We start from the raw sequence: 26,875 nt of genomic DNA, 5'->3' as shown, positions 1-26,875 counted from the left end.
ATGCTGAGCAAGAATTTCCCGTATCAACCGGTGAGATTACAAGTGTGGCGGTCATCACGCTCACCCTTTGCCAGTGCAATAATTGGGCGCACAAGGGGACTTTCGGTCAACTTATATCGTATAACGACTTACCTTTGAGACCTAATACCGATTCTTCTCATTACCCATATCTCTCAGCTATCAGACAAAACCGAGCACCGCTTGCCATGGTGAACTATTGTTAAGAACTGGGTCACTTTCCACAGGTTTCACCTCGGCAAACTTCTGCCTCCCTGTGTTCTCAGTGTCCAAAGAACTATCCGCATATTTCTGGCAGGATGCCAGAGCAGAGAGGATTACTCGTGCCCAACCTTAATCAGAAGCTTGAGTGGACCGAAAAAGATCAGCGGGCAGTTGATACTGCGCGCGTACTAGCAGCCGATGCCGTCGAGAAGGTTGGCTCGGGCCACCCCGGCACTGCTATGAGCCTAGCACCTGTGGCCTACATGCTCTTCCAGAAAATCATGCGCCACGATCCCACCGATGATCGCTGGGCCGGCCGTGACCGCTTTATCCTCTCACCTGGACATACATCTTTAACGCTCTACAACCAGCTTTTCTTGGGCGGTTTCGGCCTGGAGCTTGAGGACCTCAAGAGTCTTCGCACCGCACGCGCTTTGACCGCAGGGCATCCCGAGTACGGCCACACTAAGGGCGTTGAAATCACCACTGGACCTCTCGGCCAGGGCCTAGCGTCCGCAGTCGGTTTTGCTTACGCCCAGCGTCGCATGCGCGGTCTGTTTGACCCCCAGGCACCTGCTGGCACTTCTCCCTTTGACCACACCATTTTTGCCATTGCTTCTGAAGGTGACATTCAGGAGGGCGTGACCGCTGAAGCCTCTGCCCTCGCAGGGCACCAGCAGTTGGGCAACCTGGTTGTCATTTTTGACCGTAACCATATCTCGATTGAAGACAACACCGATGTTGCCTTCACCGAGGACGTCGCAGCCCGCTACGAAGCTTACGGCTGGGATGTCACCAAGGTGGACTGGACCGTCAGCGGTGAGTACAAGGAAGACCTTGAGGCTCTCTACGACGCTATCGTTGCCGCCACCAAGGTCACCGATAAACCCTCTTTCATTGAGCTGCGCACCATCATTGGCTACCCCGCCCCCACCAAGCAAAACACCGGTGGCATTCACGGCTCCAAGCTGGGTGCCGATGAAGTTGCAGCCACCAAGGAAATTCTGGGCTTCGATCCCGAAGCTCACTTTGTAGTTGAACCTGAAGTTCTTGAACACACCCGCGCTCTGGTTGAACGCGGGGCAGCAGAGCGTAAAAAATGGGAAGCTTCACTGAAGACCTGGAGAGCTGCTAACCCTGACGCAGCCCAGCTCTTTGACCGCCTTGAAGCTGGTGAACTCCCCGAAAACTATGCAGATGCCTTCCCCACCTTCGAAGCTGGCACTTCCCTTGCTACCCGTGCGGCCTCCGGTAAGGTCATCAATGCGATTGCATCGACTTTCCCCGAGCTCTGGGGCGGCTCAGCTGACCTGGCCGGTTCAAATAACACCACCATCGATACCGAGAAGTCCTTCAACCCCGAATCACGTACCACCAAGACCTGGACGGCTCACCCCTACGGTCGTGTACTGCACTTCGGCATCCGTGAGCATGCAGCAGCAGCCATTACCAACGGCATCGCGCTCTCATCGCCCACCCGCCCCTTCTCAGGCACCTTCTTTGTCTTCACCGACTACCAGCGCCCCGCCGTCCGCCTGGCAGCGCTCATGGGGGTGCCCAACATCTTTGTCTGGACCCATGACTCCATCGGTCTGGGCGAAGACGGCCCCACCCACCAGCCTGTAGAGCACCTCACCGCTATGCGCGCTATCCCCGGCCTGGACGTCGTGCGACCTGCTGACGCCAACGAAACCGCTGTTGCCTGGCGCAAGATTCTGGAAATCAAGGATCACCCCGCCGGCCTGGTGCTCTCACGCCAGAACCTAACCACCATTACGCGTGAGGATCTGCACCCCGATGCAGACGGCGAGAAATTCGCTTCAGCCGAGGGCGCCGCCCGCGGTGGTTACGTGCTGGCTGACACCGAAGGCACTCCCGATGTCATCATCATCGCCACCGGCTCAGAGGTAGAAATTGCATTGGATGGCCGCGCCAAGCTGGCTGAGCAGGGTATCGCTGCTCGCGTGGTATCCATGCCCTCTCGCGAGTGGTTTGCCGCTGAAAGCGCTAAATACCGTGAATCCGTGATCCCTTCAGCTATCAAGGCACGCGTTACCGTAGAAGCCGGTCTACGCATGACATGGAACGATCTGCTGGGTGATGCCGGCCGCGCTGTTTCACTAGAACACTACGGCGCTTCTGCATCGGCTGAAGAGCTTTACCAGCAGTTTGGCATTACTGCTGAAGCTGTAGCTCATGCTGCTCAGGAATCTATCGAAGCTACCCGCTAAAACCTAGCTGTGTCTGCTACTGGAAGCCCGGTAGCAGACACGGTCTTCACCAGAACTTTTGCCACCGTAGCACCGTGTTCGGTGGCCCTATTGAAAGGGAAAGAATGACAACCCCTACCCAGAAGCTTTCTGACGCCGGCGTTTCCATCTGGCTCGATGACCTCTCGCGCGAGCGCCTCACCAGTGGCAACCTCCAGGAACTCATTGACACCAAGAATGTTGTTGGCGTCACCACCAACCCCAGCATCTTTGCCTCCGCACTCTCCAATGGTGCCGCTTACGCTGAACAGATGAAGCAGCTAGCAGCAGCCGGTGAAACCGCTGAAAACGCAGGTTTCGCTGCCATGATCGACGACGTCCGTGACGCCTGCGATGTCTTCGCCCCCATCTACAACGCTAGCCAAGGCTTTGACGGCCGCGTCTCCATTGAAGTCAGCCCCCTACTAGCCCGCAATGCTGAAGAGACCCTTGCTCAGGCTAAGGAGCTCCACTCAATCGTTGACCGCGAAAACGTCATGATTAAGATTCCCGCCACCCTTGAGGGCCTTGAACCAATCGCTCAGGCTCTGGCTGAGGGTATTTCCGTCAACGTCACCCTCATCTTCTCACTGGAGCGCTACCGCGCCGTTATCAACGCCTACATGCTCGGTCTTGAAGAAGCGCTGGCTCAGGGCAAGGACCTTTCAAAGATTCACTCCGTAGCCTCCTTCTTCGTTTCCCGTGTAGACGCTGAAGTTGACAGCCGTCTGGATGCCATCGGCACTGAGGAAGCGCTGGCACTCAAGGGTAAAGCCGGCGTAGCTAACGCCCGACTGGCCTTTGAGGTCTACGAGCAGGCTTTCGAATCTGAGCGTTGGGCCCGTCTTGAAGCTGCGGGTGCCAACCGCCAGCGTCCCCTCTGGGCATCAACCGGCGTCAAGAACCCCGCTTACCCTGATACCCTCTACGTCACCGAAATCGCTGCCCCCGGTACCGTCAACACTATGCCCGAAGCGACCCTCAATGCGACCTTCGACCATGCAGAAATCACCGGCGATGCCATCAAAGGCACCTACGAAGAATCCAATGAGATCCTCAACGCGCTTGAAGCCCTAGGCATCTCTTACAACGACGTTGTAGAGAAGCTGGAAGCTGAAGGTGTAGAAAAGTTCGAGGTTTCTTGGCAGGAGCTTCTGGCAACCGTTGAAGGTGCCCTCAAGAACTAACGGCAAAATGGTCACTTACCCTGGTGGCCTGAGGCGGCGGTAGGTTCCCCTGCCGCCGCCTTCATCAATAACAAACCAAAGGATTCACGACGGTGTCACAAACCTTCGAATCAAACCCGCTGCGCGATCCACGTGATCGCAGGCTTACCCGCATTGCAGGCCCCAGCTCTCTGGTCTTCTTCGGCGTCACCGGCGATTTGGCACGCAAGAAGCTCCTACCAGCTGTCTATGACCTGGTCAACCGTGGGCTCCTCCCGCCCAGCTTTGCTCTGGTGGGCTTCGGTCGGCGCGAATGGAGCCATGACGATTTCCGCGCAGAGGTACGGACGCACGTCGAAGCTCACGCCCGTACCCCCTTCCGTGAGGACGTCTGGACTCAGTTTTCCGCAGGGATTCGCTTTGTTACCGGAACTTTTGACTCCAATGAGTCATTCGAGAAGCTTAAGGGGACCCTGAGCCAGCTCGATGAAACACGAGGCACCCGAGGTAACCATGCTTTCTATCTCTCTATCCCCCCTAAGGATTTTGACCAGGTTCTGCAGAAACTTGCCGACCACGATTTAGCCAACCACAACCAGCACGAAGGCTGGCGCCGGGTGGTCATTGAAAAACCCTTCGGCCATAACTTGGAATCTGCCCGTGAGCTGAATGCGATTGTGGAGCGGGTCTTTCCCGCCGATTCAGTCTTCCGAATCGATCACTACTTGGGCAAAGAAACCGTGCAGAACATTCTTGCCATGCGCTTTGCTAATCAAATGTTCGAACCGGTCTGGAATGCCAACAACGTGGACCACGTTCAAATCACCATGGCCGAGGATATCGGTATTGGTACCCGAGCCGGGTACTACGACGGTGTTGGCGCAGCACGCGATATTATTCAGAACCACTTACTCCAGTTGTTGGCTCTCACCGCGATGGAAGAGCCCATTAGCTTTAACGCTGAGCACCTGCGCGCCGAAAAAGCTAAAGTACTTGAAGCAGTCGAAGTGCCAGCTGATATCGCCAGTGCTTTCGCTATCGGTCAGTATGAAGGGGGTAACCAGGGCGGCGAAGAAGTTAACAGCTTCTTTGAAGAGAACGATATCCCCGCAGATTCCCGTACCGAAACTTTTGCTGCTCTCAAGCTCAATATTAAAACCCGCCGTTGGAACGGTGTGCCCTTCTATTTACGCGCCGGTAAGCGTCTGGGGCGCCGCGTGACCGAAATCGCGGTAGTCTTCAAGAAGTCACCCAACCTGCTCTTTGGCGGTGCCTCTGATGATTCAGGGCAGAACGCCATCGTCATTAGGGTTCAGCCCGATGAAGGCATGACTCTGCGCTTCTCATCCAAGGTGCCCGGCACTCAGATGGGTATTCGCGATGTCAATATGGACTTTGGCTACAGCCATTCCTTCACCGAGGAGTCCCCTGAAGCCTACGAGCGCCTCATCTTGGATGTCCTACTAGGCGAGCCGCCGCTCTTCCCCCGCCACGAAGAAGTAGAGCTGTCCTGGAAAATTTTGGACCCCTTTGAGGAATACTGGGCTGAACACAAGATTAAGCCCGAAGGCTACGCTCCAGGTTCCTGGGGCCCCACTTCAGCCCACGAAATGCTCAAACGTGATAACCGCGCCTGGAGACGCCCGTGATTAAGAACATTAAAGACACCACAGTTGGCCAAATCGCCAAGGAACTCTCTGACCTTCGTAATGAGGAAGGAGCCACCACTACCAGCCGTGTGCTCACGCTGGTTATCCTTGCCGATAAGGGTCATTCTAAACTAGCAGTTGAAGCCGCTCTCAAGGCTTCCTACGAACACCCCAGCCGTATCATTGTGCACGTGGGTTACGGAGAAGAACACGAGGACCGCCTCGATGCCCGCCTTTACTTGGGGGGCGATGCCGGTGCCGCTGAACTTGTTATTCTGAGAGGTTACGGTAGCGCATCTGTACCTACCGAATCGTTGATTTCGGGCTTGCTCCTACCTGACTCCCCCATCGTGGTCTGGTGGCCCCACTCGGTCCCACAGAACCCCGCTGAACACTCCATTGGCCGTATTGCTCAGCGTCGCATTACCGACTCTGCCCGGTCCTATGACCCTGAAAGCGCGCTTGAAGCGCTGTCAAGTTGTTATGTCGATGGTGATACTGACTTGGCCTGGATTAGACTGACGCTCTGGCGCATCCAGATTGCCGCTGTTTTCGATCAGCTGCAGCCTTCACCGGTCAAAAAGGTGACCGTCTGGGGTTCAGCTAAATCACCGTCGGTGGTGCTGCTGGGAGGCTGGTTAGGTAGCCGCCTCGATGCGGACGTTCACCTGAAGACTACAGCTGTTGACCGCGGACTCTTCCGGGTCGAGCTGGAGCGAGAAGATGGGACGGTGACCATTCACCGTCCGGGCAAGAAAATTGCCACCGTCTCTTCCCCTGGCTCTCCTGACCAGCAGATCTCCTTGCCGGTACGCTCCCTCGCGGACTGCCTAGCTGAGGAGCTGCGACGTCTGGACCCCGATGAGGTCTATGGTGAGGTGCTACGCAGCTGTGTCTACAACGAAAGAATGGTCATTGAACACGATGACCAACAGACACCTGAAGAATCTGCTGATTACACGGAGGTTTTTGATGCCTAACCCCATTCTTGTTCCCCATGCTGATAAAGGCCAACTGGCTCTTGCCGGGGGCAGCCGCATCATTAACGTCCTTTCAACCGCAGTGGCAGAACAGGGCCTAGCCCACCTTTCGGTCACCGGGGGCACCATGGGGATCGCTGTACTAGCTAACATTGCCGAGAACCCTCTGCGTAGCACCGTTGACTGGTCAAAGGTGCACTTCTGGTGGTCAGATGAGCGTTTCGTTACCACCGGTCACGAAGATCGCAATGAGCAGCAGGCCAAAGACGCTTTCCTAGGAGCACTCAATCTACCGGCAGAAAACCTGCATATTATGGGTGCCAGCGATGTATTCGAGACCGCTGAAGCAGCTGCAGAAGCCTACGCTAACGAGTTAGCTCAGTTTGCTCCGCACGGCGAGGCGTCCCCCCGTTTCAGTCTCACCCTATTGGGCATGGGCCCTGATGGGCATATCGCGTCTCTTTTCCCGGGCCGCACCGAGATTCTGGAAGCTCAGCGGGTAACTCTTGCGATTCAGGATTCCCCCAAGCCCCCGCCCACCAGGGTGACCCTCACCCTGCCAGTTATCAACTTCTCAGAGCGTATCTGGTTCTTGATTGCGGGGTCTGACAAAGCCGAAGCGACAGCCCGTCTACTGAAAGCTAGCCAGCTGGCTGAAACTGAGCTTACCGCACAGATTCTGCAAGAAACCCCGGCGGCAGGCGCTCGAGGCATGCTTGAGACTTTGGTTCTAGTAACCCAAGACGCCATCTAGTCTTAGACCTTTAAACATTTAGCCCCCGGCTCCTGTGAGAACCGGGGGCTAAATGTTTAAAGAACACATGTTTTATAGTAGCGCGGTGGTTTCAAAACGAAGCACCAAAGCGTAACCGATGATGGCGAAAACCCATAGCAGAATAATGGTGACCGTCATGCGGATAAGGTTCTTAGATGCCATACCTGAAGAGTTGAGGGAGGTAGTCATACCGCCACCGAACATATCAGAAAGACCGCCACCCTTACCGCGGTTCAGCAGAACCAGCAGGATGGTCATAACGCTCAGAATTGCGATAACGACCATCAGAGTAATCTTAAGAGTTTCCACGCAGAACCTTTCACTTCAAAAAATCTTGGAGCCTATTACTGGCATCCACAAAAACTATACGCGCATACTACGCCAAACGCACCTTTTACACGAGAGGGTGCGTTCACCCTTAGCGGTAAGTCTGAGTGAAACACGGAGAGGACGCCGAACCGCGCCAGCTGCCCAGGGGGCAGAAACGGCACGGTTCGGCGTCCTCGCTCAGAGCTACTTACGCGTTAAAACGTGCAATGTTAGCGAATTCGGTGGGATCAAGCGATGCGCCACCCACCAGCACACCGTCAACGTCCTGCTCACCCATAATTTCGGGAGCTGAAGCAGCCTTGACTGAGCCGCCGTAGAGGATGCGTACTTTATCAGCGATCTCTGCTGAATAGAGCTTGGTCAGCTCGGCGCGGATTGCTGCGCTCATCTCCTGGGCATCAGCTGCGGTAGCAACCTTGCCCGTGCCGATAGCCCAAACGGGCTCGTAAGCAACAACCAGGGTTTCAGCCTGCTCAGCGGTGAGCCCCTCGATGGAGCCGCGAAGCTGTTCTAGGGTGAAGTCAACGTGCTCGCCAGCTTCACGCTTGTCCAAACCTTCACCTACGCAGAGCACGGGTACCAGCTCGTTGCGGTAAGCAGCCTGAACCTTAGCGGCGCAAACCGCGTCAGTTTCACCGTGAATGGTGCGACGCTCTGAGTGACCCACCAGAACGTAGGTAGCTCCCAGCTTGTTGAGGAAGACACCGGAGATGTCACCGGTGTAGGCACCGGAATCCTGGTCTGAGAGATCCTGTCCACCGTAGACAATGTTCAGCTTATCGCCGTCTACCAGGCTCTGTACCGAACGGATGCCGGTAAAGGGAGGGAAAACAGCTACTTCTACAGTGTCATAGTCAAAGTTGGTGTCATCGAGGGTCCATGCCAGCTTCTGCAGCAGAGTAACGCCCTCAGTGTGGTCCATGTTCATTTTCCAGTTACCGGCAATAAGCGGTTTGCGAGTCATAGGCTCGTCCTTTCTGGTTATCCCATTGTGTCTGGGATGAGTGCACCAAAGGTACACAGTTTGAAAAATTTGGTGAAAGTGTGGCAAGGGCGGGCTATTTTTCGATAACCCGCCGTTGACAGGCCTTAGGCGCCCAGGGCGTCCAGACCGGGAAGAGTTTTACCCTCAATGTATTCCAGGGAAGCGCCGCCGCCGGTGGAGATGTGGCCGAACTGCTCATCTGCGTAGCCCAGGTTGCGCACTGCTGCTGCTGAGTCGCCGCCACCGATGATGCTGAAAGCGTCCTTGTTAGCAACAATAGCTTCAGCTACAGCCTTGGTGCCGTGTGCAGTGTTGGGGAACTCTGCAACACCTACGGGACCGTTCCAGAAGATAGTCTTAGCACCGGCGATTTTTTCTGCGAAGAGTTCACGAGTCTTGGGTCCGATGTCCAGGCCGTCAGCCTTTTCGCCCAGCTCGCCGCCTTCCATATCTTCGATGGGACGGATTTCGAAGTTAGCGTCATTCGAGAAATCATCGCCGCAGACAACGTCCAGAGCGGTGACCAGCTCAGTGCCCCTCTCTGCTGCTTCTGCCAGGTAACGCTTACAGGTTTCTACCTGATCCATTTCGAGGATGGAGGTGCCAACCTTGTAACCCTGAGCAACAGCGAAGGTGTAGCCCATGCCGCCACCGATCAGGATTGAGTCAGCCTTGCCGATGAGGTTATCAATGACAGCCAACTTATCGGAGACCTTAGCGCCGCCCATGATGACCACGAAAGGACGCTCCGGGTTGTTGAGGGTCTTCTCAAGGACGTCGACTTCGGTCTTCACTAGGTCGCCCAAGTAGGCAGGCAGAACCTTAGCAATATCAAAGACAGACGCATGTGCGCGGTGAACAGCACCGAAAGCGTCGTTGACGTAGGCGCCGTTATCACCGGTCAGAGCAGCCAGCTCAGCTGCGAACTCTGCGCGCTCAGCCTCATCCTTTGAGGTTTCACGAGCATCAAAACGTACGTTCTCAACGACCAGCAGCTCACCGTCAGCCAAAGCTTCAGCCTTAGCCTTGGCGTCATCGCCCACCAGGTCGGTGGCGATTGCTACGGGGAAGTCAGCCAGTTCGGCAAGACGCTGCGCAGCAGGTGCGATGGAGTACTGAGGATCAACCTTGCCCTTAGGGCGGCCCAGGTGAGCGGTTACAATAACGCGCGCGCCAGCCTCGGTCAGCTTCTTGAGTACGGGCAGGGATGCGCGCACGCGACCGTCATCGGTCACCTTGCCATCTGCCAAAGGTACATTGAGGTCGGAACGAACGAGCACGCGGCGGCCAGCAACGCCGCCAGCAATCAGGTCTTCAAGGGTCTTAGCCATGATATTTTGTCTCCTCTAAGGGAAAGTTTGGGTAATGCCTACCATATGTAGGCTGATACAGCACGGGTTAGCGAACCGCATACATCACCAGTATGCCCGTTCGCTAACCCGTAGCTAGTGTCTTATGTTCAAGACAATTTAGTTTTTTACAGCTTAGAGAGCTGCGACAACCTTGTTGGTGAACATAACGAGACGTGAAACGTAACCGAACTCGTTGTCGTACCAAGCAATAACCTTGACCTGGTTACCAATAACCTTAGTCAGGGGAGCATCGAATACGGTGGAGATAGCTTCACCTTCGATATCCTTAGATACGATGGGCTCTTCGTTGTACTTGATGATGCCCTTGAAAGCACCCTCGGCTGCTTCCTTCATGGCTGCGTTGACTTCTTCAACGGTAACCTCGCGTGAGGTTTCGATGGTGAGGTCGGTGATGGAGCCGGTGGGGGTGGGAACGCGAACAGCGAAGCCGTCCAGCTTGCCCTTGAGCTCGGGCAGAACCAGACCAACAGCTGCTGCTGCGCCGGTTGAGGTGGGAACCATGTTCAGAGCTGCTGCGCGTGCGCGGCGAAGGTCTGAGTGAGGGGCATCCTGCAGGCGCTGGTCAGCGGTGTAAGCGTGGATGGTGGTCATCAGGCCCTTTTCGATACCGAACTTGTCGTTCAGTACCTTTGCCATGGGTGCCAGGCAGTTGGTAGTACATGATGCGTTTGAAACGATGTTCATTGAAGCTGAATCGTACTGGTCGTCGTTGACGCCCATGACGAAGGTTCCATCGATGTTCTTACCGGGTGCTGAGAGGATAACCTTCTTAGCGCCAGCTTCGATGTGAGCCTTAGCCTTCTCACCATCGGTGAAGAAGCCGGTGGACTCGAGAACGACGTCAACGCCCAGCTCTGCCCAGGGGAGGTCAGCGGGGTTACGCTCTGCGAGGACCTTGATTTCCTTGCCGTTGACGGTCAGGCCGTTTTCTGAAACAGCAATTTCACCGTCGAAGCGACCCATGATTGAGTCGTACTTGAGCAGGTGAGCCAGGCTTGCAACGTCGGTCAGGTCGTTGATTGCTACAATCTCGAAACCTTCGCCGTGCTGCTGAGCTGCGCGGAAGAAGGTGCGGCCGATGCGGCCGAAGCCGTTAATTGCTACGCGTACAGTCACTGAAATCAAACTCCTAGATACAGTTAAGTGACATTCATGGACGGGTTTGCCTTGCGGCTCCCCCAGCCGAACTGTGATGGCCTTGACCATGCTTAGCTCAGCTATTGAGCTCCCGTCCGGTTCTCTTACATCCTACCCTGTTTATGTGAGTTTTGGTGTGTTTCTGTCGTTTTTACCGGTGAATTTTGGGGTATTTTGCCAAATATTGCATCATTTTCACACATAAACGGGTTCTTGAAGAGAAAAATGCCGAAAATGCACTTATATAACCTCACAAAACCAAATAAAGCCACACAAGGGTCATGGATGAAGCCTGGTCGTTAAAGTCAGCTGTCGGCTGGTGACTCACCATTTTTGCTCACAAGAGACGCCGGCGCTCTGCACATCAGGAGAACGCCGGCGACTTAACTCGTGCACGTTTACTTAATAACCGTGAATGATGGACTCTGTGCCGGGAAGACCCTGCTCCTGGGCTCGTTTATCTGCCATCGCGATAAGCCTGCGAATCCGACCAGCAATAGCATCCTTGGTCATCGGCGGGTCAGCAAGCCTACCGAGTTCATCGAGCGAAGCCTGCTTGTGGGCTACCCGCAGTTCGCCAGCGTAGCGCAGGTGTTCAGGTACCTTTTCCCCCAGAATTTCGAGGGCACGTTCAACCCGAGCGCCAGCGGCAACAGCGGCCTGGGCACTGCGGCGCAGGTTTGCGTCATCAAAGTTAGCTAGGCGATTAGCAGTAGCGCGTACTTCTTTCCGGGCTCGACGCTCGCGCCAGTTATCGAGCGCATCAACAGCGCCCATGCGTTCAAGCAGAAGGCTAATGGTCTCACCGTCGCGGACGACCACACGGTCCACTCCGCGGACCTCACGAGCCTTAGCAATCACGTCAAGGCGGCGAGCGGCGCCGACCAGTGCAAGAGCAGCTTCAGCACCCGGGCAAGTAAACTCTAAGGCCGAAGAACGGCCGGGTTCGGTGAGGGAGCCATGAGCCAAGAAAGCGCCGCGCATGACCGCTGCAGCGTCAGCCAAAGAGCCGTTGACGACAGCCGGCGGCAAGCCTCTGACCGGACGACCCCGCCCGTCCAAGAGACCAGTTTGGCGTGCCAGGGCCTCGCCGCCCTGGTCTACGCGCACTACAAAACGCCCACCGCGGCGCAGACCGCCGCCAGACACTGCAGTGATAGAAGCCTCATGCCCATACATCTCAGAGATGTTGTAACGCAGCCTCTCAGCCGTGGCCTCTAAATCAACCTCGGACTCCACCACTATTTTTCCCGCTACCAGGTGTAAACCGTTGGTAAATCGCAAGATCGTGGCTACTTCTGCTTTACGCACCGATGAACGGCTAGCCTCACACTGTGCGAGTTCTTCTTTAACCGAAGCCGTCAGGGCCATACGGTTCTCCTCCAAATATCAATAGCCCCCAGTTCAGGGGCGCAACGTGTGATCTGCGATCAGTGTTTAAAAACTTGTTTGTAGGCTGCTGCGAGTTTCAGCGGATCATGCACACCCGGCTGATCGCTTTCACTCACTGAAGCCCACAAGACCTTAGCACCCACCGCGCTTGCAGCGTCTTCAAAGACTTTTTTGTCTTGAACAGTCGATGGGTCAGAAATCACAGTGTTAACCCTAATTTCTGGAGCGTATTCACGCAAAACGAGCAAGTGCTCGGCAGCCGTCATCCCCCGGGTCTCGTTAGCGTTAAGGTCCAGGTTCATTACCAGACAAATTTGGGCGCTCGTCTGCATAATAGAGTCGCGCAAACCCGGCAGAAGAAGGTGGGGCAACAAGGAGGTGTAGAAAGAGCCGGGGCCCAGGACCAGCCAGTCGGCCTCTTCAACAGCTCTTACCGCCTCAGCACAGGGTTCGGTATCTTCAGGTAACAGACGCACGTTCTCAATGGTTCCAGCCTTAGCTAGTTTTGCCTGCCCCCGTACGGTTTCACGAACCGGCTGGCCGTCACCGTCTACAGAAAGAACTTCTCCCTCAATCACCATGGGTATTTCAGCCATGGGTAGCACCCTGCCGCGAGCATTGAGAAGAGCACCGGCCCAGTCTAAACCCGCCACGCAGTCATCAAGTAACTGCCAGAGAGTAACAATCAGGAGGTTACCCAAGGCATGATTTTCAAGGCTGGATGGGACGCCCTCCTTAGAAGAGCTGAACCTGTGTTGCATCGCATCACGCCAGGTGCGGCCCCAGTCAGTATCATCACAGAGCGCTGAGAGCGCCATGCGCAAATCACCTGGCGGTACCACATCCATCTCCTGACGGAGCAGACCAGATGAACCGCCGTCATCGGCTACCGTCACCACTGCGGTGAGCGACCCCGTTACCAGTTTGAGCGCAGAGAGGGAGCTCGATAGGCCGTGCCCGCCCCCCAGTGCGGTCACTTTAACCGACCGCCTTTGGCCGCTACCAATGACGGGGATAAGACTGGTTTCAGGCGGTCGAGCCGTGGTAGATTCAGCCATTATTCCCTCCCCATATCACGGTGGTGAATATTGATAATGACATCATCAAGCTGCTCTAAACGGCGGGCTATCTCTTCTGAAACCGCCACTGAACGGTGCTTACCACCGGTGCAACCGATAGCGAAGGTTGCGTAGAGTTTGCCCTCCCTACGGTAGCCCTCGATAACAGGTCGTAGCGCGCGGATATAGTTTTCGATGAATTCCTCAGTGCCAGCCTGCCCAAAGACATAGTCTCGTACCGGGGCGTCCTTACCGGTATGCGGGCGTAAATCTGGCACCCAGTGAGGGTTAGGTATAAAGCGCATATCAGCCATGTAGTGAGCATCGGTGGGCGTGCCGTATTTGAAGCCAAAGCTCATAACCGTAATACGCATGAGCCGCTCGTTATCGGGGGCGTAGGTCTCGCGGATTTTCTTGGCCAGCTGATGGACGTTGTAACCGGATGTATCAATGACATAGTCAGCTGCATCCCGCAGTTCAGAGAAGATTTCACGTTCCCGAGCAATAGCATCTGCGACCATACCACCCTGCTGTAGGGGGTGAGGGCGGCGCTGAGCCTCATACCGGGCAATAATGTCTTTATCTGATGCATCCAAGAAAAGCATGGAAAAATTGACATCGGATGCCCGCAGTTTGTTAATCGCAGCCGGAAGATCGCTTAAGAGCCGGCGAGCTCGCACATCGATACCCACAGCCAACTTGGGCATGGTCTGTGGTGACTTTTTGACAAGCTCAGCCAAGGATTCAAGCATCTGGGGTGGAATATTATCGACGACGTACCAGCCCTCATCTTCGAGGGTATTGGCAGCGGTGTTACGTCCAGCACCCGAAATGCCGGTAATCACTAAAATTTGCGGTTTCGAAGCCTCATCAGCGTTCAGGAGGGACATGCTCTGCCTTTTCATTTGTGAACGACTCACTCGGTTTTAAGCCTACCGCACCGGTCAAGAACCGGGAGCAACACCAGTGATTTGCCTGCCGGCATCAGGCTGCCTAGTCTGTTAGCACCTCACCGGTGGTCACGTTGATCCCGCCCTGCGGTATCTCAGCTTTTCCCGACTGCTGTGCTACTCTCTGTCCTTCAAAATGAGCATGAATTTTAGCCGCCATAGCTGATCCGACCCCATTGACCTCCTGCAGTGCCTCTTCAGAAGCCTGTGATAGCTGTTTCAGTGAACCAAAATGCTTAATAAGTGCCTCCCGTTTAGCTGGCCCCAGCCCATCCACGCCATCTAAGGCTGAAGCGACCATTGCTTTCCCTCGTTTGGTGCGGTGAAAGGTGATTGCAAAACGGTGGGCCTCATCGCGCACTCTCTGAATCAGATAGAGAGCATCTGAGGTTCGGGGCAAAATAACGGGGAAATCATCCTGTGGCAACCACAGTTCTTCAAGACGCTTAGCAATACCCACCACATAGATATCGGAAATACCCAGGTCTGCCAGTGCAGCCGCCGCGGCGTTGACCTGAGGCTGCCCGCCGTCCACCACCACGAGATTCGGTGGGTAAGCAAATTTAGCGGGTTCTGCGGCAGCAAGACGGTCAGCGTCAATTTCACCGGATTTCTGTTTGCCAGGCAGCTTCTTTTCATCCGTGAGATAGCGCCTAAAACGGCGGTAGATCACGTCATACATGCTGGCTGTATCATCACGTGCTGCATCCCCAGTGATAGTGAACTTGCGGTAATCCCCCTTCTTCGGCAGACCATCCTCAAAGACCACCATGGAGGCCACCACATTGGTCCCCTGAGTGTGGGAGATGTCGTAGCACTCAATTCTCATGAGAGGATCAGGCAGCTCAAGGGCCTCTTGCAACTCGACGAGGGATGCTGAGCGCGTGGTGATGTCTCCTGCCCTGCGCGTTTTGTGGAGTGCAAGCGCCTGCTTGGCGTTTTCTTGCACGGTGTTCATGAGCTCAACCCGTTCACCGCGTTGCGGCACGCTAATAGTCACCTTGGCACCGCGTATACCGGTCAGCCACTGCTCAAGGTGGTGCTGGTTGTCGGGAAGCACAGGGACATTAATAGTTTTAGGGATTTCATGCTCATTGAAACTCTGCTCGGACGCCGTTGTTCCGGCAGCCAGCGAGACGGCAACTTCGCCGTAAACCTGAGCAAGTAGCTGTTCGGTCAGCGCCTCAGGGGTTGAATCTTCAACCTTTTCAACAATCCACCCCCGCTGACCACGGATTCGCCCACCGCGTACAAAGAACACCTGGACCGCTGCCTCAAGATCGTCTTCTACAAAATTGAAGAGGTCAGCGTCCACGGAATCTGAAAGCACCACTGCATTGCGTTCAAAGGCTTTAGTCAGAGCTTCAATATCATCGCGAAGTCGAGCCGCTTTTTCAAAATCGAAGTCTACAGCAGCGTCTTTCATCTCACCGGTCAGCTGAGCAATATATTTTTCTGCGCCCCCCGCCATGAAACGGCAGAGCTCCTCAGCAATCTCTTGGTGATCCTGCATGGAAATTTTGCCAATACAGGGGGCAGAACATTTATCGATATAGCCCAGTAGACAGGGCCGACCGGAAGCCTGGGCCCGGTTAAAGACCCCTGTAGCGCACGTGCGTACCGGGAAAACACGCAACAGGGCATCAAGTGTCTCACGAATCGCCCATGCCTGGGAGTAGGGCCCGAAATACCTAACCCCCTTCTTTTTTTCACCGCGCATCACCTGAGCGCGGGGAAACCTGTCTTTGAGTGTGACCGCTAGGTAGGGGTAGGACTTATCATCGCGGAAAGCAATGTTAAAACGCGGCTTGAACTCTTTAATCCAGGTGTACTCAAGCTGTAGTGATTCAAGCTCGCTGCCCACCACCGTCCACTCAACCGATGCTGCGGTGTGCACCATGGCATAGGTCTTAGGAGTCAGCCCCGAGGGGTTAGCAAAATAGGAGTTGAGGCGATTACGGAGATTTTTGGCCTTACCCACATAGATAATGCGCCCGTACTCGTCACGAAACCTGTAGACCCCCGGTGAGGTAGGGATGTGCCCCGGTGCGGGCCGGTAATCTGCAGGGTTCGCCACTGTGATCGTCCTTGGGTTCTAAGCTCCACTGTCGCGTTCAGCCGACGGGGATACATTGTAGTCATTCTTGCGAGGCTGGCCGGAGAGCTGAGCAATAGCGTCCATGATGGTATCGGTGGTCTCTCGGCGCTGCTTGCCGCTCATCGCTGATCCCAGCTTTTCAAAGGTCATGGGCTCCCCTACCCGCACGGTAAAGCGGTGAGGATAAACCATATTGGAGCCCGGCTTCTGGATCTTATCAGTACCGATTAAACCGACAGGAACCACCGTTGCCCCGGTCATGTGAGCCAACCAGGCTACCCCAATCTTTCCCTTGTAAAGGTAGCCATCCCGGGAACGCGTGCCCTCGGGGTAGATGCCGAAAACCTTACCGTCGTTGAGCCTTTCAAGCGCCTTATCGAGCGCTTTCATGGACTCTTTCTTGTCACTTCGGTTGACCGGGATAATATCGATGACCTGAAAGAGGGTCTTCATCAGTTTGCCGCGGATACCCGGGGAATTGACGTACTCAGCTTTAGCGAGAAAAGCCACACGCCTGGGCATGAGCGCTGAGATAATCACCGAGTCCAGGAAGGCCAAGTGATTAGAGGCCACAATGACCGGGCCCTCTTTGGGAAAGTTTTCAAGCCCGGTCACGCGAGCACGAAACACAGTTCTCAACAAACCCTCAATACTTTTTTGGGTTGCTTTGTATTTCAGGGACATGGGGGAACTCCTTGACGTGCGTGACCTACTGCCGATGATAACTACCCGGTCTACCTGTTTAGCATACCCCCGTTTTCGCGAAATTCATGGCGAAAAGGGGCTAGGTAGCACTGAGTATCACGAGGTGAGCATTTCCGCTAAAAAACGTCCTGTGTGAGAGCCATCCACCCGAGCGACCTCCTCTGGTGTGCCGGTGGCAATGACGGTACCGCCGCCGTCACCACCTTCAGGCCCCATATCAATCAGCCAGTCGGCACTCTTGATAACATCGAGGTTGTGCTCAATGGTGATGACCGTGTTGCCCTTATCAACCAGGCTCTGCAAGACCACCAGCAGCTTGCGGATATCCTCAAAGTGAAGGCCGGTTGTCGGTTCATCCAACACATAGACTGACCTGCCATTGGACCGTTTCTGCAGCTCGGTAGCTAGCTTGACGCGCTGGGCCTCGCCGCCTGAGAGGGTAGTTGCTGACTGTCCCAGACGCACATACCCCAAGCCCACATCCACCAGAGTGTCCAGGTAGCGAGCAATCTTAGTGAAGGCTGCAAAAAACTCTGCCGCTTCAGCAATGGGCATTTCTAAGACATCCGAAATAGTCTTGCCTTTATAGTGCACTTCTAGAGTCTCGCGGTTATAGCGTTTGCCCTTACAAACCTCACAGGGAACATAAACATCGGGCAAGAAGTTCATCTCAATCTTGAGAGTGCCGTCACCGGAACATTCCTCGCAACGCCCGCCCTTCACATTGAAGCTAAACCTTCCGGGCTGGTAGCCGCGCATTTTAGCTTCGTTGGTCTCAGCAAAGAGCTTGCGAATATGGTCAAAGACGCCGGTGTAGGTAGCCGGATTGGAACGTGGAGTGCGCCCGATGGGTGACTGATCCACATGAATAATCTTGTCTAACTGATCAAGACCTGTAATGGTCTTGTGGCGCCCCGGAACCTGCTTGGCCCCGTTGAGCTTGTTAGCAAGAGAAGTGTAGAGGATGTCGTTGACCAGGGTTGATTTACCCGAACCTGAAACACCGGTCACCGCGGTAAGGACGCCCAGGGGGAACTGAACATCAACGTTCTTGAGGTTGTTTTCGCGAGCACCCACCACTTTGATGGTGCGTTTTTTATCGATGGGGCGACGTTGTGCCGGCACCTCGATGCTCTTTCGCCCCGCCATGTAATCACCGGTGATGGACCTCTTGTTGGCCAATAGTTCAGCATAGGTGCCAGAATGTACAATATCGCCGCCGTGTTCACCGGCGCCGGGGCCAACATCCACGATCCAGTCGGCCTCTTTCATGGTGTCCTCATCGTGCTCCACCACAATCAGGGTGTTGCCCATGTCGCGTAGCTTAGTGAGGGTTTCGATGAGTCTGCGGTTATCACGCTGATGCAGACCAATTGAAGGCTCGTCGAGCACGTAGAGGACGCCTACCAGACCCGATCCGATCTGCGTAGCCAGGCGGATACGCTGCGCTTCACCGCCGGAGAGGGTGCCAGCAGAGCGCGCCAGGTTGAGGTAGTCCAGGCCTACATCCAGCAGGAATTGCAGACGGGCATCAATTTCTTTGAGCACTAGCTCAGCGATTTGCGCTTCGCGAGTGCTGAGGAACAGCGAGCGCACAAAAGAGAGGGCATCACGCATAGGCATCTCGGTGACATCGGCGATTGAGCGGCCTCCCACCTTGACTGCCAAAATGGTGGGGTTAAGACGCGCTCCGTTACAGGCTTCGCACGCCACGTTACGCATGTACTGCTCATAACGGTCTTTAGACCAGTCAGATTCGGTCTCTTCGTGCTTACGTTTGATATAGCCGTAGACTCCTTCGAAGCCCGACGTGTAGCGGCGCTCACGGCCAAAACGGTTTTTGTAGGCAACGGTGACTTTGTAGTCCTTACCGTGCAGGATTGCTTTTTTGATTTTGGCGGGAAGGTTCTTCCAGGGGGTGGTGAGCTCAAAGCCCAGTTCATCACCTAGACCTGCTAGTAGCCGCAGCCAGTATTCACTGGTTGACTTACCCTGGGACCAGGGGGTGATAGCGCCTTCAGCAAGTGAGAGGTCCGGGTTGGGGATGATAAGGTCTTCATCCACCTGGAGCTTAGACCCAATACCGTCACAAGCTGAGCAGGCTCCAAAGGGGGAGTTGAAGGAGAAGGCACGGGGTTCAACCTCGGTCACCTGCAGTGCATGTCCTTGAGGGCAAGCCAGGTTTTCACTAAAGCTGCGGGTGCGGTCAGCTGCTGCTGGGTCGACATCCACAAAATCAATCAGGACTTTGCCATCAGCCAGGCCGAGGGCTGTTTCCACTGAGTCGGTGAGACGCTGATGCACGCTTTCTTTGATGGCGATACGGTCAACAACCACTTCAATGGTGTGTTTGTACTGTTTTTCGAGCTTAGGGGCGTCCTGCAGCTGGATGGTCTCCCCATCAACTCTGGCTCGTGAATAGCCCTGATTGCTCAGCTCTTTGAAAAGGTCAACGAACTCGCCTTTTCGGGCTGACACTACCGGGGCCAGTACCTGAAGTTTGGTCTTTTCGGGGTAGCCCATGAGGATGTCCACGATTTGCTGGGGTGACTGCTTAGAGATTTCCTCACCGCATTCGGGGCAGTGCGGGTGGCCCACGCGGGCCCAGAGCAGGCGCATGTAGTCGTAGATTTCGGTGATGGTACCCACAGTAGAGCGCGGGTTCTTGGAGGTCGATTTCTGGTCGATTGAAACAGCCGGTGACAGGCCCTCAATGAAATCAACATCGGGCTTATCTACCTGGCCCAGGAACATACGGGCGTAGGAGGACAGTGACTCTACGTAGCGGCGCTGGCCCTCTGCGAAAATGGTGTCAAAAGCCAAGGAGGACTTACCTGAACCGGACAGTCCGGTGAAGACGACCATGGCGTCGCGCGGAATATCCAGGTTCACGTTCTTAAGGTTGTTCTCACGGGCGCCTTGAACGCGGATGTGTGAGAGATCCTGCTTAGTCTTTTGTGGGGCTGAGCCTGCCATAGTTCACCTATCGTCTGCGGGTTTCGAATATATATTCTATACCCCAGATGCACCCTGTGTCTGCACGTTGGGCACCGGTCAGTCTTAGGCTGGTGGCATAAAATCCTCAGTGAGGGTGGTGGTCTGCAAACCCATAAGGTGAGGGCTTAGGTCCATTGTAGGTTTGCCCCGTGTGAATACCTGGGTTTCTTTTAATCTCTGTGAGAGATTGCTAGGTTTTCTCTCTATTCTTTGTAGCTCTTGGAATCTACCATGGGAGTATGACTGAAGCTGGAAAACTAATTTTTGACTCTGCCACCGTTTCCGTTCGTTCACTCTCGGTCTCGGAGATGGAGAACAACGTCTATCTCATTACCGCTAAGAGTGATGGCAGACAGGTATTAATCGATGCTGCTGACGAGTTTGAGCGCATCAACACCTTCGTGCTGGCTGCAGCCGGTGAGGACGGTGCAGGCGGGCTCCGCGAGCAGGGCGACCCTCGTATAGAAGCACTCATCACCACCCATTCGCACTGGGACCATATACGGGCGCTCCCCACCGCGGTTGCAACCTACTCCCCCGCAACCTACTGCGGTGCAGCTGACGCTCCTTCCATCCTTGAGCAAGAAGATGTACAGGTCGAACACCTCTTACAGGGCGGTGAAACCCTCACTTTTGGCGACATCACCCTTGAGGTCATTAGCCTGCGCGGTCATACTCCCGGCTCTATCACCCTGGTCTACCAGGAGCCTGAGGATGACGGCACCCCGGTGCTCCTTTTCACCGGCGATTCCCTCTTCCCCGGCGGTGTGGGTAAGACCGACACCCCTGCTGATTTCAAGCAGCTGCTGAATGATGTGCGCGAGAGAATCTTCAGCGTATTCGACGACAACACCGTGGTACTTCCCGGTCACGGTCAGCACACCACCCTGGGTGCTGACCGCGGCAACCTTGACGAGTGGGAAGCTAGAGGCTGGTAGCACAGGCAAAAAAGGACGCCGGGGCTTACTCACGGCGTCCTTTTTGCTTTAACTCTGGGTTAGAAAGCGGCTTAGAAGAGCCCTACCAACTGGCCGTGCTCATCAAAGCCGATGCGCTCAGCAGACGGCGAAGCGCCCAAACCGGGCATGGTGCGCATCGTGCCGCAGATAGCGTACACATAGCCAGCGCCAGCAGCCAGACGCACTTCACGAACCGGTAACGTCCAGCCGGTGGGGGCACCCTTGAGGGAAGCATCTGATGAAATGGACAGGTGGGTCTTAGCGATAACCACCGGCAGATGGCCGAAGCCCAGCTCCTCAAACTTAGCCAGCTGCTGAGCAGCAGCGGGGGCAACCTCGATACCATCAGCACCGTAGACCCCCTGTGCGACCTTCTCAATCTTGGTTGACAGTGAGTCAGAGTCCTCATAGGTGTAGACCAAATCGCTCTTATCGTCGCAGGCAGCAACAACAGCCTCAGCCAGCTCCGTTACGCCAGCACCACCCTCAGCCACACCGCGGTGGATGGCCACGCGAGCGCCAGCTTTTTCAGCAATCGTGCGGATTGCCCCGTGCTCGGAGTCAAAGTCGCTGGGGAAGGCGTTGATAGCAACAACCGGCTGAACACCAAAGCTCCGAACAATCTCGATGTGCTTAACCAGGTTTGCGGCCCCTGCCATAACGTCAGCGGGTGATTCCTGCAACATTCCTTCGGGCAGTGGTTTGCCCGGAACGATCTTGTAGAGGCCCGAGTGGGACTTCAGCGAGCGCACCGTGACCACCAGGACGGCGGCGTTGGGCTTGAGACCTGAGGTGCGGCACTTGACGTTGAAGAAACGTTCAGCACCCATGTCGGCGCCGAAGCCGGCTTCGGTAATCACGTAATCGGAGTGTTCCAGTCCCACGTAGTCAGCGACTACTGAGGAGTTACCGGTGGCGATGTTGCCGAAGGGGCCGGCGTGAATCAGTGCCGGGGTGTGTTCCAAGGTTTGCAGGAGGTTGGGGTTGAAGGCATCCTGCAGGAGGGCTGCCATGGCGCCGTCAGCCTTGAGGTTCTGAGCAGTGACAGGCTCACCATCCATGGTGTAGCCGATCACGATGCGGGCTAGGCGCTCACGCAGGTCGGTAAAGCTAGAAGCCAGAGAGACAATAACCATGACTTCGGAGGCAGGGGTGATATCGAAGCCGGTCTCGCGGGGCACGCCGTCCATGCGTTCACCCAGACCCACGATAATGTTGCGCAGGGAGCGGTCATTCATGTCCATCACGCGGCGCCAGGAGATATTCCGGACGTCAATGTTGAGCTTATTGCCGTGGTGCAGATGGTTATCAATCATGGCTGAAAGTAGGTTGTGCGCGCTGGTGATGGCGTGGAAGTCACCGGTCAGGTGCAGGTTCAGCTTCTCCATGGGGACAATCTGCGAGTAGCCACCGCCCGATGCTCCACCCTTGACACCAAAGACCGGGCCGAGAGCGGGTTCACGCAGGGTCAGCGTTGCCTTCTTGCCAATATGAGCCATACCCTGAGCCAGGGAAACCGAAGTAGCGGTCTTTCCTTCGCCCAGGGGTGTGGGGGTCACAGCAGTGACCACAATGTACTTGGAGCCCTTCTTCAGAGCGTTCTCAGCGGTGGTTGTTTCGTCCAGAAGAACTTTGGCAACATACTTGCCGTAAGGTTCTAGGCGCTCTTCGCTGATGCCAGTTGATGCTGCAATCTCTGCAATCGGCTGCATGGGTGCGGCCTGCGCAATTTCGAGGTCTGAAGGGAAGGGCTTGCTCATGGTGTGAACTTCCTTGTTAACGTGCTGGGTTTGCCACCCCCAAGTTTAGTGTGCCAGCTCATCTTTACCGTATTGGTTAAGGCGTTTGACGGCTGTGTTCAAAACTTGCTCTGCGGCGCCCTACCCGTGACCGTGGGCAGGACGCCGCCGATTAGGCTCGGGCAAAGATTTCAGCCGGGCTGCCCTCAGCAACCAGCTCGCCCTCCTCTAGGAGTACGGCCCGGTCAGCAAGGGAAGCGATGCGGGCATCATGCGAAATGATAATGACCGCCCTGCCCTGCATGACAGCCCTCAATGATGCACGGGCGTCCGCCAGATCGAGCTGGGTGGTGGATTCATCCAGGATGACGGCGTGCGGGTTGGCTGCTACGATACGCGCCAGGGCAAGTTGCTGGATCTGATCCCGTGTTAGCTCATGGGCGCTACCACCTACCTCTGTTTCGAGGCCGTTGGGCAAATCAGCAACCCAATCAGCTCCCACAGCTTCCAGGGCATCTAGCTGCTGCTGGTGGCTGGCTGCCGGCGCCGCTACCAGCATGTTCTCTGAGACTGTACCCAGAAAGAGGTGGGCTTCCTGGGTGCAGATCAGCAGGGCAGGACGCCCAGCTTGGTCTACCTGGGTGGGGTAGAGCCCATTGCCCACCGGTTGGCCTTGCACCACGACACTCCCCCGGTCAGCAGTTAGTGAACCCGCGATAAGTCGCGCCAGGGTGGTTTTACCTGATCCCGAGCGCCCCACCAGAGCAACCGTTTCACCGGGAAGCAGTTCCAAACTAATGGAGCGAATCACCGGGTTCTGCGCCGAATAACCGTAGGTGACACTGCGCAAGCTCACCACGCCACCTTGGCCGGAGCTGGGAGCTGCATCTGCGGTCGCCGCAACTTCTGCTGATTGATGGGAGGTCTTCTCAGCGCGGGCTGCGCGCCCTTGAGCCTGATGCTCAGCTAGGTCAATGACGCCGAAGACGCGACCCATGGTGACTGACATTTCCCGCAGCTTATCTAACCAATAGGTGAAGATATCGGCGTTGATCCGCATGTTAAAGAGCAGGATTGAAGCCGTGGCGGCGTCCCCCCAGGTTGCCCAGCCATTTTGAACGCAGATAGCACCCCACATGATGGAAAGTACCAGGGGCAGGTAAGAGTTGAAACCGTCCAACGCCCAGTAGGTTGAGCGAATAACAACCAACCGGTCAGCGATTCGGTAAACATCCTCGGCCCGGTCTTGTTGCACCCTCAGACGTGCTTGCTGAACACCCAGCTCCTCAATGGTGGAGGCACCGCGGATGTTCTCGGTGGACGCTACGGTGAAAGCAGAGACAGCCTCAGTCTTTTGTTTGATGCGCGCCCCGATTCTGGGGAGAAAAATGGAGAGCATTACGGTCATGACCAGTACCATGGGCACAGTGACCAGACCAATGTAGGGGTTGACTGCGAAGATGGAACCAATGGTTACCAGCATCATCACCACAATGAACCCAAACTCAGGTAGACCCTGAGCCAGTACCTGCCTCACCGAGTCGATGTCGTCGGTAAGACGCGAGAGCAGATCGCCAGAACCCGCATCCTCCACCGTTTGCGCATCCAAGCTGAGGGAGGCGTCCACCAGGTCGATACCTAGGTCCCGGTTCAAACGCACACCCAACCTCTGGCCCTGAAAAGTCCAAGCGCGGGTCAGCAGGGCTCCAACTATAGTCGCTACAGCAATAGCACCCAGGAAACCCCAGGGAAAACCGGTGAGCTGGCCGGTCGAAGCCCTGTCAATGAGGAGGCCCACTGTCAACGGCATGACCAAGGAGATCAGAGAGCTAGCCACAAACAGCAGGATGAGCAGGGCGAACTGCCAGGGGGTCTTTTTGACAGAACGCCATAGCAGCGCCCAAGTTTTACCTGTGGGGGTTACCGGTAGGAGTTGAGCCACGGTGATCACCGTCCTTAGCCTGTACGGTCAGCCCCAAGCTCTGCGGGTCTTTGACCTGAATGAATTCAACTTTCTGGATGGAGGCCGTAATAGCCTCCTGCACCTCCTGGACTCTGACGTGAACAGGCTGGCAATGACCGGCAGCGATACGCCGCTCAGCTTCCATCGTGGTACTGACAATGTAAATTTGCTGGAACTGGCTGAGAGATCCCCTGCCCGCCCTTGTTTCCAGCCGATCGAGAATAAACTTCTGGCTGGGTTCATCCACCGAGTTCAACGGCTCAGTGAGGACCAGAATCTCAGCCTGTTGAGCCAGAGCCCTTGCCAGCGCCAAGCGCTGACGCTGGCCACCTGATAGGTTGGTGCCTTCAGAGCTAATCTCTGCTTGCAAGTAAGCCTGAGGTTCTCTGCCGCCTAGACGGAAGGCGATTTCTTCAGAGTCAGTGATTTTCAGAAGTTCGATCATCAGCTCATCGTCTAGCCCCGCTGTGCCCAATTGCAGGTGATCGCGCAGGGTTCCTGCAAAGATCATAGGGTTAGGTTCTGAGAGCAGGACGCGGCGCGGGGTGTTGTTCCTCATTTGGGCTTCACGTTTGCGCAGGGAGGCAGTGAGCGCTTCGGCGCAGTCCTGGGCTGTCAGCTGATGGTCACGAGGGTTGATGTAGTGAACAACGGTGTCGGTCTTAGGAATGTCAATGTACGCGCCCTCGCTTCGAGCATGGACCTCATTCGCGTCATCCTGGGCCGCGCTTTCGACGTCAGCTTCTAGTCGGTTTACGCGTTTAAGAGCCACCCGGGCATTACGCCAGGAAAAAAGCAGCATCTCAACTGACCAGATGGGGCCCGTCAGCGTGTTGACCAACCCAACGATAGTGACCAACTGCCCGGCGGGAATATCAGTCATCCATACACCATCCTGCAGTACACCGCGCAGGGCAAAAGCGATGGCCAGCATAGTCACGGTGCCCACCAGGAAGTTGCGAGCGGCAAAGGACCAGGTTTGCACGCTCTCAAGTTTGAGCTGAGCTGAATAAACTTCCTGCGCTGTGTGCCGGTAGCGGCCCATCATGCGATTCTGCGCCCCCAGGCCCAGAATGGTACGGATAGATGAGGCGATGTCGCTAGCCTTTGATGTGCTCTTACCGACTGTCTCACGGAAGGCGTCCGAGTGTTTCTCGAGCACCTTAGAAATCCAGGTCAAGATGCCCAGAGTCAAGAGCAAACCCACCAGAGAAACTAGCGCAACAGCCGGGTTAATACGCCAGAGCTGGTAGGTGCCAAAAACAGTGACGCCCAGGGAGGATGACGCTAGAAGCATGGGGTGCCAGAGCATGGACAGGCTCCGAGAATCCTTATTCAAAATTGCGATCAACGCACCGGTGTCACGCTGAGTGGATTGACGCATCAGCTGACCAATGTAGAGCTTCCAATCCCGTTCCAATTGTGCCACCACACGGAATGTGATGCCCCAGGCAGCCCGCTCGTTGAAGGCAAAGTAGAGGATGATAGCAACCATCCACCACATGAGCTGCCAGGCCCGCTCTGTATCCCCAGCCAAATGCAGGTCAATAATACGGCCCACCAAAACTGGTAGATAAACCAGCGTCAATGATGAGATCAGGTCAAAGACAAAGGGTAAAAAATGGACGGGTCGCCAACGCCACCCCGGTGGAGCCAATCGGAATTTTTGTTTACGGTCTTGGTCTTCTGCTATCTCTGCCACGGTTGCATCCTAAAATCTCTGATATAAAGCGTCATTGTACGGTGTTGACGGTGAAGCTCCCATCAGAGGTAGGCCCCTGCCGCACCAACCCTCATCTCTTCGAAGGATGTGCGGGTTAGGGCATGAAAAAACCTACCGGTGAAGAACTTCGCTCACCCGGTAGGTCACAGCACTAACAACTAGCTTAACCAGTTCTAACTGGGGAAACCCGCGGGGAGATGTTCATGGTTCCATATTTTGTATTCATGGTTTTCTCCCCCTTTCAAGATTTAGTGTGCGGTTGTGTCTACAGCTACAGTACAGATACATCTCAGGGTTTGACAAGGGTCACACTGAATTTCTTGAGCGCATATGCCAAGGAAGGCAATGTGAGGGGCTCCCGGCATCGGGTGTGCTTCTAGCCTACTGAACTTCACCCTCCTCGCACGGGCGCACCCCGCGTTTCC

19 protein-coding genes are annotated in these 26,875 nt (G+C 55.6%); 6 read left to right on the top strand and 13 right to left on the bottom strand.

Annotation, left to right across the window (positions count from 1 at the left end; translation table 11 throughout):
- The first annotated feature begins 317 nt into the window (after positions 1-317).
- From tkt to pgl, 5 genes are all read left to right on the top strand, one after another.
- Complete coding sequence (gene tkt / locus VVR27_RS07545) at positions 318-2,453, top strand: transketolase (RefSeq protein WP_409349941.1); 2,136 nt, start codon at positions 318-320, stop codon at positions 2,451-2,453.
- A 104-nt stretch (positions 2,454-2,557) separates the two neighbouring features.
- Positions 2,558-3,658, top strand: coding sequence for a transaldolase (gene tal, locus VVR27_RS07540; protein ID WP_368547793.1), 1,101 nt, complete (start codon positions 2,558-2,560; stop codon positions 3,656-3,658).
- Positions 3,659-3,750: 92 nt separating this feature from the next.
- Complete coding sequence (gene zwf, locus VVR27_RS07535; protein WP_368547792.1) at positions 3,751-5,286, top strand: glucose-6-phosphate dehydrogenase; 1,536 nt, start codon at positions 3,751-3,753, stop codon at positions 5,284-5,286.
- A complete protein-coding gene (locus tag VVR27_RS07530; protein ID WP_368547791.1) occupies positions 5,283-6,266 on the top strand; it encodes a glucose-6-phosphate dehydrogenase assembly protein OpcA in 984 nt (327 codons plus the stop codon). Before zwf ends, VVR27_RS07530 begins: the two co-directional genes overlap by 4 nt.
- The gene (gene pgl, locus VVR27_RS07525) at positions 6,259-7,020 is read left to right on the top strand and encodes a 6-phosphogluconolactonase (protein WP_368547790.1); all 762 of its coding nucleotides are present in this window, start codon (positions 6,259-6,261) and stop codon (positions 7,018-7,020) included. The genes VVR27_RS07530 and pgl overlap by 8 nt, the downstream gene beginning before the upstream one ends.
- Positions 7,021-7,092: 72 nt before the next feature.
- On the opposite strand, the gene secG is transcribed toward pgl, so the two are convergent.
- From secG to uvrA, 10 genes are all read right to left on the bottom strand, one after another.
- Positions 7,093-7,350, bottom strand: a complete 258-nt coding sequence (secG, locus tag VVR27_RS07520) for a preprotein translocase subunit SecG (protein ID WP_368547789.1) — start codon at positions 7,348-7,350, stop codon at positions 7,093-7,095.
- A 208-nt stretch (positions 7,351-7,558) separates the two neighbouring features.
- Positions 7,559-8,335 (bottom strand): triose-phosphate isomerase, encoded by a 777-nt coding sequence (gene tpiA / locus VVR27_RS07515; protein ID WP_368547788.1) that lies wholly within the window; start codon positions 8,333-8,335, stop codon positions 7,559-7,561.
- Positions 8,336-8,460: 125 nt separating this feature from the next.
- On the bottom strand, positions 8,461-9,687 hold the full coding sequence (locus tag VVR27_RS07510; RefSeq protein WP_368547787.1) for a phosphoglycerate kinase: 1,227 nt from the start codon (positions 9,685-9,687) through the stop codon (positions 8,461-8,463).
- A gap of 153 nt (positions 9,688-9,840) precedes the next feature.
- Entirely contained in the window at positions 9,841-10,845 is a 1,005-nt protein-coding gene (gene gap, locus VVR27_RS07505) for a type I glyceraldehyde-3-phosphate dehydrogenase (RefSeq protein WP_251379963.1), read from the bottom strand.
- A 423-nt stretch (positions 10,846-11,268) separates the two neighbouring features.
- Positions 11,269-12,237, bottom strand: a complete 969-nt coding sequence (gene whiA / locus VVR27_RS07500; protein WP_368547786.1) for a DNA-binding protein WhiA — start codon at positions 12,235-12,237, stop codon at positions 11,269-11,271.
- 59 nt (positions 12,238-12,296) lie between these two features.
- Positions 12,297-13,316: a uridine diphosphate-N-acetylglucosamine-binding protein YvcK gene (yvcK, locus tag VVR27_RS07495; protein ID WP_368547785.1), complete on the bottom strand. Its 1,020-nt coding sequence runs from the start codon at positions 13,314-13,316 to the stop codon at positions 12,297-12,299.
- Positions 13,316-14,206 carry an RNase adapter RapZ gene (gene rapZ, locus VVR27_RS07490; protein ID WP_251379960.1) on the bottom strand — a complete coding sequence of 297 codons (891 nt, stop codon included), beginning with the start codon at positions 14,204-14,206 and terminating at the stop codon, positions 13,316-13,318. Before rapZ ends, yvcK begins: the two co-directional genes overlap by 1 nt.
- Before the next feature lie 103 nt (positions 14,207-14,309).
- Positions 14,310-16,343, bottom strand: a complete 2,034-nt coding sequence (uvrC, locus tag VVR27_RS07485; protein WP_368547784.1) for an excinuclease ABC subunit UvrC — start codon at positions 16,341-16,343, stop codon at positions 14,310-14,312.
- An 18-nt stretch (positions 16,344-16,361) separates the two neighbouring features.
- On the bottom strand, positions 16,362-17,048 hold the full coding sequence (locus tag VVR27_RS07480; protein WP_368547783.1) for a lysophospholipid acyltransferase family protein: 687 nt from the start codon (positions 17,046-17,048) through the stop codon (positions 16,362-16,364).
- 117 nt (positions 17,049-17,165) lie between these two features.
- Positions 17,166-20,045 carry an excinuclease ABC subunit UvrA gene (gene uvrA, locus VVR27_RS07475; protein ID WP_368547782.1) on the bottom strand — a complete coding sequence of 960 codons (2,880 nt, stop codon included), beginning with the start codon at positions 20,043-20,045 and terminating at the stop codon, positions 17,166-17,168.
- A 260-nt stretch (positions 20,046-20,305) separates the two neighbouring features.
- Here uvrA and VVR27_RS07470 point away from each other — a divergent pair, with 260 nt between their 5' ends.
- Positions 20,306-21,004: an MBL fold metallo-hydrolase gene (locus VVR27_RS07470; RefSeq protein WP_368547781.1), complete on the top strand. Its 699-nt coding sequence runs from the start codon at positions 20,306-20,308 to the stop codon at positions 21,002-21,004.
- A 71-nt stretch (positions 21,005-21,075) separates the two neighbouring features.
- Here the strand turns inward: VVR27_RS07470 and VVR27_RS07465 are convergent, their stop codons facing one another.
- From VVR27_RS07465 to VVR27_RS07455, 3 genes are all read right to left on the bottom strand, one after another.
- Positions 21,076-22,785: a formate--tetrahydrofolate ligase gene (locus VVR27_RS07465; protein ID WP_368547780.1), complete on the bottom strand. Its 1,710-nt coding sequence runs from the start codon at positions 22,783-22,785 to the stop codon at positions 21,076-21,078.
- 151 nt (positions 22,786-22,936) lie between these two features.
- Entirely contained in the window at positions 22,937-24,706 is a 1,770-nt protein-coding gene (locus VVR27_RS07460) for an ABC transporter ATP-binding protein (protein WP_368547779.1), read from the bottom strand.
- Positions 24,672-26,429, bottom strand: coding sequence for an ABC transporter transmembrane domain-containing protein (locus VVR27_RS07455; protein ID WP_368547778.1), 1,758 nt, complete (start codon positions 26,427-26,429; stop codon positions 24,672-24,674). Before VVR27_RS07455 ends, VVR27_RS07460 begins: the two co-directional genes overlap by 35 nt.
- Positions 26,430-26,875: the final 446 nt, after the last annotated feature.

Source organism: Rothia sp. LK2492 (assembly GCF_040946345.1).
Lineage (GTDB): Bacteria > Actinomycetota > Actinomycetes > Actinomycetales > Micrococcaceae > Rothia > Rothia endophytica.
The sequence above is the reverse complement of the archived record's forward strand: the minus strand, read 5'-3'. Positions and strand labels throughout refer to the sequence as shown.